The sequence below is a fragment of the Flavobacterium granuli genome (assembly GCF_900129705.1).
In the GTDB taxonomy this organism is placed as follows: domain Bacteria; phylum Bacteroidota; class Bacteroidia; order Flavobacteriales; family Flavobacteriaceae; genus Flavobacterium; species Flavobacterium granuli.
In genome coordinates this window covers 95,455-109,917 of sequence record NZ_FQWO01000005.1, presented here as the reverse complement: position 1 = coordinate 109,917, position 14,463 = coordinate 95,455, and the positions used below count along the sequence as shown (strand labels likewise).

Genomic DNA, 14,463 nt, shown 5'->3' with positions numbered 1-14,463 from the left:
TAATTAATGCAACTATGGAATCAGATGGATTATTTTTTTAAGGACATAATGTATTGTACGATTGTTTTAGCTTCGTCTTTTTTCATCGACGCATGTGCTCCCATAGGGATTGTTCCCCAAACCCCTGAACCGCCTTTGATGATTTTATCAGACAAATAAGAAACAGTTTTCTCATTTGCAGGATATTTATTAGCAATTTCTAAATAGGAGGGGCCTATGAGTTTTTTATCCAATTTATGACAACCAACGCAATCGGATTTAGCGATTAACTTTTCTCCAGGAGAAGTTTGCATGTTGGTCGATACTGTTTCAACTTTGGTATATTTTACTTCTGGTGTCATTATCGTAAAAGAGCTCAAACCAATCATTACAATTCCTAATACTAAATATTTCATTTTAAAATGGGTTTAAAATTATATTCCTAAATTCTTCTTATTAAAATTCTGATTCACTTCAATAGCCGCAAAATCGTCAAAGGCCTTGTCGGTGACTTTTATAATATGTTTCTTTATAAATTCGGCACCTTCCCGCGCACCATCTTCTTGATTTTTCAGACAACATTCCCATTCCATTACGGCCCAACCTTTATAATTATATTGTGCCAGTTTACTGAAAATAGTTTTAAAATCAACCTGTCCGTCACCAGGAGAACGATAACGCCCGGCGCGATTAAGCCAACTTTGGTATCCTCCAAAAGTACCTTGCTTACCTGTTGGATTAAACTCGGCATCCTTAACATGGAATGCTCTAATTCGTTCATGATAAAAATCAATGTATTGGATATAATCCAGTTGTTGCAAGACGAAATGGGAGGGATCATACAAAATACAAGCCCTTGAATGATTGTTGACAGCTTTCAAAAACATTTCATAGGTTTCTCCGTCAAACAGATCTTCACCAGGGTGAATTTCATAACAAAGATCAACTCCGGAATCATCAAATTCGTTCAAAATAGGCAACCAACGTTTTGCCAGTTCTGCAAATCCATCTTCAATCAAACCGGGAGGTCGCTGTGGCCAAGGATGAAAATATTGCCAAAGTAAAGAACCGCTAAATGTGGCATGCGCATTCAACCCTAAATTATGAGATGCTTTGGCCGCATATTTTAATTGTTGTACTGCCCATTCCTGTCTCGCTTTTGGATTCCCTTGAACTTCTTTTGGAGCAAAGGCGTCAAAAAAATCATTATAAGTAGGATGAACCGCCACTAACTGACCTTGCAAATGAGTAGATAATTCAGTGATTTTTAGTCCAAAAGAATCCACAATGCCAGTCAGTTCGTCAGCATAAGTCTTGCTCTGAGCTGCTTTTTGCAAATCAATAAAACGGGTATCCAAGGTTGGCATTTGAATCCCTTTGAAACCTAAATCAGCAGCCCATTTACATATTCCTTCCAATGAATTGAAAGGCGGTTTTTCATCTATAAACTGCGCTAAAAAAACCGCTGGTCCTTGTATTGTTGTCATTTTTAGTATTTAAATTTTAAAATCAAACCATTTTTGATCTGATTTACCTGAAGCAATTACATGCTCTATAAAAGCCATTCCCCGAACGCCATCGTCAACCGAGGGAAAATCGAGCATTTCTTCCGTTGGCGTTTTTCCTTGTAATAAAGATGACAAGGTCAAAGCAAAATTTCGATATAAATTAGCGAAGGCTTCTAAATAACCTTCGGGATGACCGCTTGGTATTCTTGTATTAAAACGGGCTACATTCGATAAATAATCATTTCCGGTTCTGTAAATTTGCGCTGGAGCATCAGGCCATTTTACTAAAAGACTATTGGGCTCCATCTGATGCCATTCTAAGCCTCCTTTTTCACCGTAAATTCTAATTTTTAAGCTATTTTCTTCTCCGGTGGCTATTTGCGTGGCTACCAAAACCCCGTTGGCTCCATTATTAAATTTCAATAATACATTTCCGTCATCATCTAATTGCCGCCCTTCAACCACAATATTGATATCAGCACATAATTTCGAAATCTTTAAACCCGACATATACTCTGCCAATTGGGCAGCATGAGTTCCTATGTCTCCCATACAGCCACTAATTCCACTTTTTGTTGGGTCAGTTCGCCAGAGAGCCTGTTTATTGCCTTCACTTTCATATAAACGACTTAACCAGCCTTGCGGATATTCGACCATGACTTTTCTAATTTTTCCTAAGGCATTGTCCGCTATCATTTTTCGGGCTTGCTTTACCATCGGATAAGCAGAGTAGGTATGTGTGAGACACAAAATAAGTCCTGTTTCTTTTACTTTTTGTTGCAATTGTTTGGCTTGGTCAAGGCTTAAGGTCATGGGTTTGTCAATCACAACATGAAAACCATTGTTTAAAGCCAGCATGGTGGGAGCGAAATGTGCAAAATTTGGAGTAACAATAGTCAAAAAATCCATTCGCTGTTGTTGTGGAAGTTTACTCTCGGTCAAAATCATCTCTTCAAAAGAGCCATAACATTTCTCCATTGGAAGGAATAATTCTCTACCGGATTCTTTGGAGAGTTCAGGATTCGAGCTAAAAGCCCCACAATGCAATTCGATTAAGCCGTCAATGTTGGCAGCAATGCGATGAACGGAACCTATAAAAGCATTTTTACCTCCGCCAATCATGCCCATCTTCAATTTTCTCATCTCTTTTGGGCGTTAAATAGTTCCTTTTTTTAATTCTTTTACAGCATAATCACAAGCTCTTGCCGTTAAAGCCATAAAAGTCAACGAAGGATTTTGACAAGCGATTGAAGGCATACAGGAACCATCTGTAACAAATACATTACTGACTTCATGCATTTGATTCCATTTGTTTAAAACAGAATCTTTGGGATCATTTCCCATCCTTGCCGTTCCCATTTCATGTATGGCCATTCCCGGATAACAATCATTATCATAGGTTCTTACGTTTTTTATTCCAGCGGCTTCCAGCATTTCTGCAGCATCATACATCATATCTTCACGCATCTTTGCTTCGTTTTCTTTGTATTCGCAATCAATTGCCAATACAGGCTGACCCCATTTATCTTTTTTGCTGTGGTCGATGTAAACTCTGTTTTCATAATAAGGCAGCATTTCTCCAAAACCACCCAATCCCATACTCCAGCTGTTAGCCGGAAGTGACAAGGTCTCTTTGAAATTTTCTCCAAAAGCCAATTCAGCAACTTCTTTATGCCAAGCGCCTCTGCTGGCACCTCCTTGATAACCAAAACCTCTCAAATAATCTCTTTTATCACTGCCCACATTCTGATACCTTGGAATATAAATTCCGTTGGCTCGTCTGCCATAAGTATATTTATCTTCAAAACCTTCAGCAGTTCCTTCGGCTCCACAACGGAAATGATGATCCATTAAATTATGTCCCAATTGACCGCTTGCATTTCCTAAGCCATTAGGATGCGCATCGGATGTCGAGTTCAATAATATAAAGGTCGAGCCTAAAGTAGAACCGTTTACAAAAACGATTTTAGCATAAAATTCCATTGTTTCATTCGTTTCAGCATCAATAACCATGACTCCTTTTGCCTTTTTTGTGTCTTTATCGTAAATGATGTGATTTACAATAGAATAAGGTCTTACCGTTAGTCTTTTGGTTGCCATAGCAGCGGGTAAAGTCGCCGACTGTGTACTGAAATAAGCGCCAAAGGGACAACCGCGACTGCATAAATTTCTGTACTGGCAACTACCTCTTCCATTATGAGGTACAGTTAAATTTGCCGTACGGCCAATAGTCATTAAACGGGTATTGTTATAATGTTTTTCTAATCGTTCTTTCACTGATTTTTCAACGCAGTTCATCTCCATAGGGGGCAAGAATTTACCGTCAGGTAACAGAGGCCAATTTTCAACTTGTCCGCTGATTCCAGCAAATTTCTCAACATAATCGTACCAAGGAGCAATGTCTTTATAGCGAATAGGCCAATCATTTCCATGACCGTCTTTGGCATTATCTTCAAAATTATGTTCGCTGAAGCGGTAACTTTGACGTCCCCACATTAATGATTTTCCTCCTACATGAAAACCTCGGTACCAGTCAAAACGTTTGTCCTCGGTATAAGGGCATTCTAAGTCATTTACCCACCATTTTTCAGTAGCTTCATTATACGGATAATCTCTACTCTGAACGGGGTGTGTTCTTTTTTGTTCCTGCGTTAGTCTTCCTGCATGTTCAATCTCCCAAGGAGCTTTCATTGCTGAATCATAGTCTTTTATATGCTCTATATTCATTCCTCTTTCGAGCATCAAAACCTTTAAACCTTTTTCGGTGAGTTCCTTTGCTGCCCAACCACCACTTATTCCTGAGCCAACGACAATAGCATCGTAGGTATTTTGTTTTTTTAAATTAGAGTTTATATTCACTTTTGTTTCATTTAAAGGTTCGTAATAAAAATTAGCAATTGGATCTTAAATTATTAAGTAGCCCAAGCTTTTTGCCCTGGCTTATAATCTACATTTCCATCATACTTTCCTGGAATAGGAAGGTATTCACGGGCTTGAGTACAACCAATTTCAGAGGAAAAATACCCCAATAAAGTTAAGTCTCTGGCAATCATAAAAAAGGAAGGCTTCTTGCCACCAGCAATTGCCTCAGCAGTTAAATCAGTCATCAGTTTGTGACGCTCTTCGCCAGACAGAGAAAGAAAATCCTTATTGAAATCTTTTTGGCATTTTGACAACATTTCTTTCATCCCTGAAGCAAAAAGAAGTTGCAAATTGGCAGGATAACAATCCCTAACCATCATTGGAATAAAATCACCCACACCGGCGGCTTTTGCTCCCAGCGAAGATTTTGTCGTTGGAATAATAATATCTGCAAATTCGGCTAGAATTTCTTCCTCCTTAGCAGAAAAAGAAATTTGATTTTTTTCTCCTTCATAGGTTCCAAAATTTTCAAACAAAACCCCGATTGTACTCGAAGAAATTGCAGTTCCTAGCAAAAAGGCTACGTTTTTAAGTGCTTTACGTCTATCCATTACTTATTTTATTAATAATATCAACTAAAAATGAATATTTAATAATTATTATATCATTACAATAATAAATAAAAACAAACAATTATTTAATTTTAGTGTTAAAATGAAATGTTAATTGAATATTATATATTTATTAAAGAATATATTGTATAAATTGCAATAGTTACCGTCGAATGTCATTCAAAATAATAGTTAATGCAATTACATTGATTCAATTAAAATGACAATAATGATTTTTTTATCAGTTTTTAGCTATAATAAAACGTTTTAGTAAAACTTATTTGCAACAAAAAGCTATAAAAACAACTGTTTTAAAAAATATTAGCAGGTAATTTTAAAACATTCCTGCAAAAACTAATTTACTTTTGCATCCTTTACATTTAAATTATGAGCAAGAGGGATTTAAAAAAATACGTCAAGGAACTCAGTAAAGAACAACTCGAAGAACAAATCATCGAATTGTATGAAAAATTCAGTCCTGTAAAAGTATTTTATGACTTTGTATTTAATCCTAAGGAAAATACTCTTTTATTAGAATCTAAAATCAAGATTTCAAATGAATATTTTCCTTTAAAAACCAGTGGTAGAGCTAAAAAGCCAAAGATGCGTCGATCTGTTGCTCAAAAGTATATCAAGCATTTCATGGTTTTGGGTGTAGACCCATTTGTAATTGCTGATTTGATGCTTTACAATATCGAAATTGCACAAACTTTCTCTGCCGGACATGCGATAAAACAGGACTTATTTTTTAAAAGCATGCTGAATTCTTTCGAACAGGCAACTCAATATTTAGTTGCCAATGGCATTTTATCCGATTTTAAATCCAGGTTAAAATCTATTCAAAATGAAGCTTTTGAACAAAAATGGAAGAACGAATCCGAGTTTAAAACAATAGTAGAACGACTCGAATACTAAACCGCTATAATTCAATTTTATTTAATCGCTCCCGATATTTTAAACTAATTATGACGGAATAACTGTTTTTTAGGTGTATTTTTGCAAAAATCCAACAAAAAACAATGTTTGAAAATACTATAGAAATAGAAAAAGAAGACAGAAAAGAACTTTATGCTTATCAACAAGGAGACATTGATGCGATATTTGAACGCATAGATAATGCTCCGCAAAATCATCATCTGCTTTACCAATTGCCTACAGGCGGAGGGAAAACAGTGATATTTTCAGAAATCGTACGCCGTTATTTGTCACAACACGACAAGAAGGTGGTTGTTTTGACGCACAGAATTGAGTTATGCAAACAAACCTCTAAGATGTTGAAAGGTTTTGGCGTAAAGAATAAAATAATCAACAGTAAAGTCAAAGAATTTCCCGATCAAAATGAATATTCTTGCTTTGTGGCGATGGTTGAAACATTAAAAAACCGTATCAATGATGATAAACTGCAATTAGACAATGTAGGTTTAGTTATTATAGATGAGGCACATTACAATTCTTTTAGAAAATTATTAAGCTCATTTGCTAATTCATTTATCCTGGGCGTTACAGCAACTCCTCTGAGCTCTAATATCAAGTTACCGATGAATGAAAGCTACAATGAATTAATTGTAGGCGACACCATCAGTTCTTTGATTGAAAACGGATTTTTGGCCAAGGCAACTACTTATAGTTATGATGTAGGTCTAACTTCGCTTAAAGTGGGAATAAATGGTGATTATACTGTAAAATCTTCGGATGATTTGTATACCAATATGGCCATGCAAGAGAAATTATTGCATGCCTACACTGAAAAATCATTGGGCAAGAAAACATTGATTTTCAATAACGGAATCAATACTTCTTTATATGTTTATGAAACTTTTAGAGAAGCAGGTTATGCTATTCGACATTTAGACAACACCAGCAGTAACGAAGAACGAAAAGATATTTTACATTGGTTCAAACATACGCCTGATGCTATTTTAACCTCAGTTGGGATTTTGACAACTGGTTTTGATGAACCTACTGTAGAAACCATTATTTTGAATAGAGCTACAAAATCGTTGACGCTATACTATCAAATGATTGGCCGCGGTTCGAGAAAACTACCTAATAAAGACCATTTTACTGTGATTGATTTAGGGAATAATGCTGCGCGTTTTGGATTGTGGAGTGAACCTGTAAACTGGCAGCACATTTTCAAATCGCCTGAATTCTATTTAGAAAACTTGCGTGATGATACTGAGATTGAAATGTATTTTAAATACAGTATGCCTCCTGAATTGCGAGCCAAATTCAGTAAAACAGCCGATGTAACCTTTGATGTAGACGAAGAACACAAGCTAATCATTAAACAAAACTTGCGTTCCAAAGTAGTTTTGGATAAATCATTAGAACAACACGCTGCCATGTGTGTTGACAATACTGAAACTTTGCAGGAAGCTAAATCCTTGTCCAAGGAATTAGACAACGACATTGATTGTCGTATTAAGCGCTATTCTAAATGTTTGAGCCAATGCAGTAAAAACTACCGCGAATGGCTTATTGATGATTACAAATTAAAAATGACCTTGCTAATTGGGAAAAAGTATCGTGAGAAAATCATGAACGAACCTGATGAGGAATAATATAAAATGCTAATCCTGATAATTTTGAGAGCAATCGGAATCATCAGGATTAAAAAATCGCAATGCAAAACAACTATTTTTATAAAATAATAAATCCAAAACATGTCAAAACAATTCACTGATTTAGGAATTTCGGCACCCATACTAAAAGCGATTACCGAATTGGAAATTGTTGTGCCAACAGAAATCCAACAAAAGACAATCCCGCTACTTTTAGCTAATACTACTGATTTAGTAGGTCTTGCCAAAACAGGAACTGGAAAAACGGCTGCTTTTGGATTACCTATTTTACAATTAATAGACACTACATTACCTACAGTTCAAGCTGTAATACTGGTTCCTACACGAGAACTGGGACATCAAATTTTTAGAAATCTGGAAGATTTTGCAAAATACCTTCCTGAAGTTTCTATAGCAGCTACTTGCGGTGGAATCCCAATAAAACCGCAAATAGAACGCTTGACATCTCCAACTCATATTGTGGTAGCTACTCCGGGACGTTTGATTGATTTAATCCAGCGCAAAGCAATTAATCTAAAGGAAACTAAATTCCTCGTGCTCGATGAAGCCGATGAAATGGTAACTATCCTAAAAGAAAGCTTGGATGAAATTGTTGCCGAATTGCCTAAGGAACACAAAACATTATTGTTTTCGGCTACTATGCCAGGAGCCATAAAACAATTGGTTCAAAATTACTTACATAAAAACGTGGTACAAGTTAGTGCCAGCATGGAAACCATAGGGAATCAAGGAATTGACCATGAATATATTGTGGTGGATCCTATTGAAAAACTGGACGTTTTGATGCATTTTCTGAATTCAAAAGAAGGCGAACGCGGAATTATTTTTTGCAAGACCAAAGCTGCGGTTAATAAACTGGCTAAAAATCTGGCCATTAACCGTTTTTCTTCCGGTGCCTTGCACGGAAGTTTATCACAGGGAATCAGAGACCGCATCATGGAACAATTCCGAGAGGGACATATCAATATATTAGTAGCTACTGATTTGGCTGCAAGAGGAATTGATGTAAAAGAAATTTCTTATGTAGTGAATTACCATTTACCCGATGTGTACGAAGCCTATGTTCATCGTAGCGGAAGAACGGCAAGAGCGGGAGCAAAGGGCCTTTCGTTGACTGTATTACAGCCGGAAGAAGTGGTAGAAATTGCTGATTTTGAAAAAGAGCTGGGAATTCAATTCACTGAATTCAAAAAACCAAGCGCCTTGAGTATCGAAGAAAATAATACTCTTTTATGGGCCAAACAAATATTCAAAACCAAACCCAACCATGAGGTGGATGTGGAATTGAAAACTAAAATAAAAACCGTTTTTCATCATTTGACTAAAGAGGAATTGATTGAAAAATTGCTAGCTAATTATTTGTTGCAAAACAAAAATGAACCTGTAGAAAAAACGATTAAAAGACAAAAAAAGAAGTAAAGCCATTTTTGGATTACAAACGATAAAACATTGCAAACGCTTGAAAAAGTAAAGCAATGTTTTTTTTATTTCAAATTCAAAAAAAAAGATCAAACACTTCAATAAGCGAAAGTTTAACCCTTTTTTAATAGTTCTTTTTTTTTAGTGGTTCTTATAAATTTTGTAAGTTTATGGAGGCTATTTTTTTATTAAAATTATTAAATAACATTATATGAATATTGTAATCATTGGAGGTGGATTTGCTGGACTTAATCTTGCTAAAGAGTTGTTAAACCAAGAAGGAATCCAGGTTACACTGGTTGATAAAAATAATTATAATTTCTTTCCGCCACTAATATATCAAGTTGCTACCGCTTTTTTAGAACCGTCGAGCATCAGCTATCCCTTTCGTAAATTTTTTGCAGGTAAAAAAAACCTTCAATTCCGTTTGGGTGAAGTGCTAAAAGTTATCCCGTCTGAGAATAAAGTGGTGCTCAATAACGGAGAATTAGATTACGATTATTTGGTTTTTGCCACGGGAGCCGAAACCAGTTATTTCGGTATGGAAAACGTAAAGGAAAATGCGATTCCCATGAAAACGCTCAATGATGCCATTGAGATGCGCAATACCGTATTGAAAAATTTAGAGAAAGCTTCCATTTGTAAGAATACCCGAAAACGCAGAAAACTGCTAACTATTGTTGTTGTTGGCGGTGGTCCAACAGGTGTTGAAGTTTCAGGTATGTTTGCCGAAATGAGAAAAAACATATTCCGTAAAGAATATCCTGAACTCAGTACCACAGCCAGCAATATTTATTTAATTGATGGTTCTGACGCTTTGTTGTCCCCAATGAGTAAAGCCTCACAAGAAGATACATTGGAAGCGCTAACGAAACTAGGTGTTGTAGTGAAATTGAACAGTAGAGTAGTGGATTATGTAGATGACACTGTTTTCATGTCAAACGGCGAAAGTATACAAACTAAAAATCTAATTTGGGCAGCAGGGGTTTCTGCTAAAACATTTGAAGGAATTCCAAGCGAGAGCTATGGTCGAGGAAAAAGAATGGCTACCGATGCTTTCAATAAGATTAATGGAACCGAAAATATTTATGCCATTGGGGATACTTGTATTCAGCTTACCGATAAAAATTTCCCTGAAGGACATCCGCAGGTGGCTCAAGTAGCAATTCAGCAAGGAATAAATCTCGCTAAAAACTTTAAGGCTATCAATAAAAATAGTCCTTTGAGCCCTTTTAAATATCATGACAAAGGTGCAATGGCTATCATTGGAAAAAAGAAAGCGGTTGTCGACTTACCTAAACCCAATTGGCACTTCAAAGGCCTTTTGGCTTGGATGATTTGGCTATTTGTTCATTTGGTTTCATTAATAACCTACCGCAACAGATTGCAAACACTCTACAATTGGACAATTGCCTATTTTTCAAAAGATCAATCGTTACGAATGATTATTAGACCGGACAGCAAACAAAGTTTAACAGACAAAGAAACCCTTTGTTAATTTCAAAATAATAGCATGGCTACTCTATAGAAAAATAAAATTTCTATGGAGTAGCTTATTTTATTTGAAAAATAGATTCAAAGTCTAGTATTTAATTTTAATGCGACGCCTGCCAATATTCAAAACAATAAAAGCCAAAACAGTTGACACCATCATGATTACGGTCATAGGGATCATAGAATCTTCCAGAAAAATCCCTACTGCAAATGATGCCGTAGCACCCAATCCAAGTTGAATAGCTCCCATTAAAGACGAAGCACTTCCGGCATTTTTGGAAAAAGGAGCAAGAGTAAGCCCAGCAGTATTTGGATTAGCAACTCCTAAACAAGACAGAAATAAAAATAGCATTCCAATTGTTTCATATAAGCCTAATACATCATTCAAAGACAAAATAAGGAAAATAACACTAATTACTGATTGTGTAATCAATGCGCCAAAAATCATCTGTTCACTACTAAATTTCCTTAACAATAAAGAATTAAGCTGGCTACCGCTTATTAAACTCAAAGACATAAAGGCAAAAATCCAACCATAAGTTTTTGCATCTACTTCAAAAATATGCATAAATAAAATAGGTGAAGCCGCAACATAAGTAAACAGGCCTGAAAATGAGATTGCTCCGGTTAAAGCATAGGTAAAGAACTGAGGTTCTTTGATAACACTCCAAAAATTAAGAATAATAGGCTTTGGTTTTAGCGAAATTGAAGTATCGGGTTTGTGAGTGTGTGGTAAACCAAAATGAGCCGCTAAAAGAATCAGAATTCCAATGCACATTAAAATAAAAAAAACAGCATGCCAACCAAAAGCTTCGGTAATATAACCGCCAACTGTTGGCGCTAACATTGGCGAAAGCCCAACGACAAGCATTAAATACGACATAACTTTTGGAATATCTCGTACCGGAAATAGATCTCGAACCATAGAAATGGATGCTACAGTTGCCGCGCAACTACCTACTGCTTGTATAAATCGTAAACCTATAAAAGTATCAATGTCATTGACAAATATGCAACCCAAAGAAGCCAATATATAAACCAATAATCCAATAAATAAAGGTTTTTTTCTGCCAAAACGGTCTAACAATGGACCGTAAAGCAATTGTCCTGCAGAAATTCCTATAAAATAGCTAGACAAAGTCATGGCAACTTCGGCAACTGTGGTGTTTAAATCCGTAGCAATTCCTGAAAATCCCGGTAAATACATATCGATTGAAAATGGTCCCAGAGCTGTTAGAGAACCTAGAATCAGGATTAGTTTAAAATATCTAGATTTGCTTATATTATTGTTTGTATTCAAAATTATTTTATTTTTTTTGCAAAGGTAGATATTTAAGATGCCAATCTAAATGATTTGTCAAGCAATACAAGATAAAAAACACTGATGCCTTTTTCTATGTTTTCAAATAGCGTTCTAAATATTTATTAAGTAACTCTCTTTGTATGTTTTTTGGTAAACATCTTTACTAAACATAAAGAGTTGCGAAGGTCTTTTTGAAACGCCAACTTGCTTTTCATCAAGAGCAATAATATACTTTTTAGTTAGCAGTTTTCTCCTGAAATTACGATTATCCATTTCATTTCCCAGTATAGATTCATAAGTATCCTGCAATTCATTAAAAGTGAATTTATCTGGTAAAAGCTCAAAAATAATAGGTTTGTACAACGCTTTTTCTTTTAAATCAGCATAGGCTTCATTGATAATATCCCTATGGTCAAAACCTAATTCTGGCAAGTCATTTACTGGGAACCATTGTGGATGATGGATATTATTTTCTAAATCAACTTCATGTGTTTTTACCAAAAAATAATAAGCAATTGTTATGGTTCGCTGATTAAAATTTTCGTTTTGGGCCCAAATAATATCTTTTTCATTCATCAAACGATTTGGATCTCCAAAAACTTTAAATTGTTTTTTATAGACATTATCAAGTCCTGTTAATTCCTTCAAAACTCTGGTAGCAGTTTCATCTATAGTTTCCTGCTCAAATGTATGGTAGCCCGTAAGAACATAATCATTAACCAACGGTTCGTCATCATCCTCAGATTCTAAATAGCGTTTTATTAATAATACGTTAAGTGATTTTGTATTGGTGTCAAACCCAAAAACGACACAGTCTACAGATATATTTGGAATTATTTTAGACATAATAAAGAGTGAGAATATAAATAATTTTTGAAAGAGGTAATGTTATGCAGGATCTTTTCCTACTACAAAACTAATGATTTATTTATAATTATATATTTTCGAAATACGGTTTATTTTCATAATTAAATGTCATTATTACGTTATATGTTATTTACAATAAATTAATACTTATTTATTAAAAAAGTATACAAACATGCTGATATTTGTTAAATATAGATAATTATCAAGTTTTTTTTATTGCTAATTAAAAAAAAAATAATACATTTGAAAAATAATATTCAAAATGACGCTTAATATTAAAAAGCTATAATACTATTTGTAAAACCAAATTTTAGACCTGAAATCCATTTGAGTATTTGATATATTAAGAGCAAAAAAAAAACAAAATTTAATTATATAAAGTTACCGTTCATAAGATATAAAACCACCAAAAACTTATTTGAGCCTTTTTTAAAATAAAACTTCTATGCAAAAAGCACTTTTTATATTCTTATTTTCAATACTGTTCATACCAATTTATTCACAGGTGGTTATAACTAATTCTAATTTTTCATTAGGGTCAACGGGGCGAATCGGGGTTGGGCTTTCGCCAAATGGTGAAGGAAACATGTGGAAACCTTTGAATCTTTCCGGTCAAGGATCATTAGGCGGACGTTTAGAACAAACAGACTATATCGATATATTACCTGCAATACACTTTTCTCCAAAAATTGACGGTAAAGACAGTACAAACGTAACGTTCCAAATGCGTTTGGGAATGTATTCTGCCAATGGTCAGTTTGTGGGAAATGTAAGTTCCCGTTCTAATAATGGGCTGACATTTATTCTTCCCGAAGCTTATATTGAAGCCAGAAATATCATGGGAAGTAAATGGTCTGCGTGGGCAGGGTCTCGTTTTCGTCGCTATGATGACATTCATATCAGTGATTATTTTTATTTTGACGATCATTCCGCGCAAGGTTTTGGCGTAAGCCATAAAAATACAGAACTGACGATGTTGATGCCCGCTTCTGCTGATTCAACAAATGTCTATCCTTATAATTATGAAGTAACAGTTGCAGGCGCAACAAATCCTGCTATTCGCCAACGCATGGTTTGGATTGGAGAGCACAGTTTGCACTTGAAAAACGATAATGTAATCAAACTTTTGGGTGAGTTTCATTATGTTTCTACCAATTCAAAAAATGCTTCTAAAAATTATCCATCCGATAACGGCTGGGTCGCTGGAATTAAATACAATAATCAGTTCAAAACTGCTTTACCAGGTTCATTCAATCAACTTTCTGTTCGATACGGCTCCGGAATTGCAAATGGAGGCGATAACGGAAACACTTTTACTTGGGCAACTTATGGAGCGCCAGATTCTGAAGGAAAATATACAAATGCGTATTCCTTTACCATGGTGGAACATTTTCTGCTAAATCTCTCGCAAAAATTCAGTATCAACGTATATGGCGTTTTCACAAAAAGCAAAGGTGGTTCTGCCAATACAAATAAGGACGAATATTTCAACGGAAATCAGTTGTACAATCAAAAAACAGATTTCGTAGTTGGTTTCAGAAGTTTCTATTATGTAACGAAGTGGTTGCACTTGATTGAAGAAGTGCATTATGCCGTACGAAAAGATGGTGATAATCCAGAAGCCAATATGTGGAAATTTTCTTTTGTTCCCACCATTGTTCCATTAGGAAAAAAAGATCCTTGGAGCCGTCCTCACATTCGCCTTGTTTGCACGTTAGCACACTATAATGATTACGCTAAAAATAATAACTATTCGCCTTTTTTACAAGTGAATCAAAAACGTTGGGGCTCTTTTATTGGAGTAAAAACAGAATGGTGGCTATTTTAAACCAACT

At 35.3% G+C, this 14,463-nt stretch carries 12 protein-coding genes; 5 read left to right on the top strand and 7 right to left on the bottom strand.

What is annotated here, in order from left to right:
- Window positions 1–29 precede the first annotated feature (29 nt).
- Genes BUB25_RS08620 through BUB25_RS08600 form a run of 5 tightly spaced genes read right to left on the bottom strand, consistent with a single transcriptional unit; the run spans window position 30 to window position 4,960 of the window.
- A complete protein-coding gene (locus BUB25_RS08620) occupies window positions 30–395 on the bottom strand; it encodes a c-type cytochrome (protein WP_072943062.1) in 366 nt (121 codons plus the stop codon).
- Window positions 396–413: 18 nt separating this feature from the next.
- Entirely contained in the window at window positions 414–1,466 is a 1,053-nt protein-coding gene (locus tag BUB25_RS08615; protein ID WP_072943060.1) for a sugar phosphate isomerase/epimerase family protein, read from the bottom strand.
- A 9-nt stretch (window positions 1,467–1,475) separates the two neighbouring features.
- Window positions 1,476–2,630, bottom strand: a complete 1,155-nt coding sequence (locus BUB25_RS08610; protein ID WP_072943041.1) for a Gfo/Idh/MocA family protein — start codon at window positions 2,628–2,630, stop codon at window positions 1,476–1,478.
- Window positions 2,631–2,642: 12 nt separating this feature from the next.
- A complete protein-coding gene (locus tag BUB25_RS08605; RefSeq protein ID WP_072943039.1) occupies window positions 2,643–4,346 on the bottom strand; it encodes a GMC oxidoreductase in 1,704 nt (567 codons plus the stop codon).
- Window positions 4,347–4,399: 53 nt separating this feature from the next.
- Window positions 4,400–4,960, bottom strand: coding sequence for a gluconate 2-dehydrogenase subunit 3 family protein (locus BUB25_RS08600; RefSeq protein WP_072943037.1), 561 nt, complete (start codon window positions 4,958–4,960; stop codon window positions 4,400–4,402).
- A gap of 387 nt (window positions 4,961–5,347) precedes the next feature.
- Between BUB25_RS08600 and BUB25_RS08595 the strand changes: the two genes are divergently transcribed.
- The 4 genes from BUB25_RS08595 to BUB25_RS08580 all read left to right on the top strand — a co-directional run bounded on the left by BUB25_RS08595 (window position 5,348) and on the right by BUB25_RS08580 (window position 10,462).
- The gene (locus BUB25_RS08595) at window positions 5,348–5,875 is read left to right on the top strand and encodes a DUF6155 family protein (protein ID WP_072943034.1); all 528 of its coding nucleotides are present in this window, start codon (window positions 5,348–5,350) and stop codon (window positions 5,873–5,875) included.
- A gap of 104 nt (window positions 5,876–5,979) precedes the next feature.
- A complete protein-coding gene (locus BUB25_RS08590; protein WP_072943032.1) occupies window positions 5,980–7,524 on the top strand; it encodes a DEAD/DEAH box helicase in 1,545 nt (514 codons plus the stop codon).
- 102 nt (window positions 7,525–7,626) lie between these two features.
- Complete coding sequence (locus BUB25_RS08585; RefSeq protein ID WP_072943030.1) at window positions 7,627–8,964, top strand: DEAD/DEAH box helicase; 1,338 nt, start codon at window positions 7,627–7,629, stop codon at window positions 8,962–8,964.
- A gap of 211 nt (window positions 8,965–9,175) precedes the next feature.
- Window positions 9,176–10,462 (top strand): NAD(P)/FAD-dependent oxidoreductase, encoded by a 1,287-nt coding sequence (locus BUB25_RS08580; protein ID WP_072943027.1) that lies wholly within the window; start codon window positions 9,176–9,178, stop codon window positions 10,460–10,462.
- An 84-nt stretch (window positions 10,463–10,546) separates the two neighbouring features.
- Here BUB25_RS08580 and BUB25_RS08575 read toward each other — a convergent pair whose 3' ends face one another.
- The gene (locus tag BUB25_RS08575; RefSeq protein ID WP_394336301.1) at window positions 10,547–11,758 is read right to left on the bottom strand and encodes a multidrug effflux MFS transporter; all 1,212 of its coding nucleotides are present in this window, start codon (window positions 11,756–11,758) and stop codon (window positions 10,547–10,549) included.
- Between the two features lie 114 nt (window positions 11,759–11,872).
- Window positions 11,873–12,607, bottom strand: a complete 735-nt coding sequence (locus tag BUB25_RS08570) for an NUDIX hydrolase (protein WP_072943025.1) — start codon at window positions 12,605–12,607, stop codon at window positions 11,873–11,875.
- 466 nt (window positions 12,608–13,073) lie between these two features.
- On the opposite strand from BUB25_RS08570, the gene BUB25_RS08565 reads away from it, so the two are divergent.
- Window positions 13,074–14,456 carry a carbohydrate porin gene (locus tag BUB25_RS08565; RefSeq protein ID WP_072943023.1) on the top strand — a complete coding sequence of 461 codons (1,383 nt, stop codon included), beginning with the start codon at window positions 13,074–13,076 and terminating at the stop codon, window positions 14,454–14,456.
- The last annotated feature ends 7 nt before the right edge of the window (window positions 14,457–14,463 follow it).

Bases quoted from the DNA above. Each gene is read 5' to 3' on its own strand.
- BUB25_RS08620 (WP_072943062.1), bottom strand. From the start codon at position 395: ATGAAATATTTAGTATTAGGAATTGTAATGATTGGTTTGAGCTCTTTT.
- BUB25_RS08615 (WP_072943060.1), bottom strand. From the start codon at position 1,466: ATGACAACAATACAAGGACCAGCGGTTTTTTTAGCGCAGTTTATAGAT.
- BUB25_RS08610 (WP_072943041.1), bottom strand. From the start codon at position 2,630: ATGAGAAAATTGAAGATGGGCATGATTGGCGGAGGTAAAAATGCTTTT.
- BUB25_RS08600 (WP_072943037.1), bottom strand. From the start codon at position 4,960: ATGGATAGACGTAAAGCACTTAAAAACGTAGCCTTTTTGCTAGGAACT.
- BUB25_RS08595 (WP_072943034.1), top strand. From the start codon at position 5,348: ATGAGCAAGAGGGATTTAAAAAAATACGTCAAGGAACTCAGTAAAGAA.
- BUB25_RS08590 (WP_072943032.1), top strand. From the start codon at position 5,980: ATGTTTGAAAATACTATAGAAATAGAAAAAGAAGACAGAAAAGAACTT.
- BUB25_RS08585 (WP_072943030.1), top strand. From the start codon at position 7,627: ATGTCAAAACAATTCACTGATTTAGGAATTTCGGCACCCATACTAAAA.
- BUB25_RS08580 (WP_072943027.1), top strand. From the start codon at position 9,176: ATGAATATTGTAATCATTGGAGGTGGATTTGCTGGACTTAATCTTGCT.
- BUB25_RS08570 (WP_072943025.1), bottom strand. From the start codon at position 12,607: ATGTCTAAAATAATTCCAAATATATCTGTAGACTGTGTCGTTTTTGGG.
- BUB25_RS08565 (WP_072943023.1), top strand. From the start codon at position 13,074: ATGCAAAAAGCACTTTTTATATTCTTATTTTCAATACTGTTCATACCA.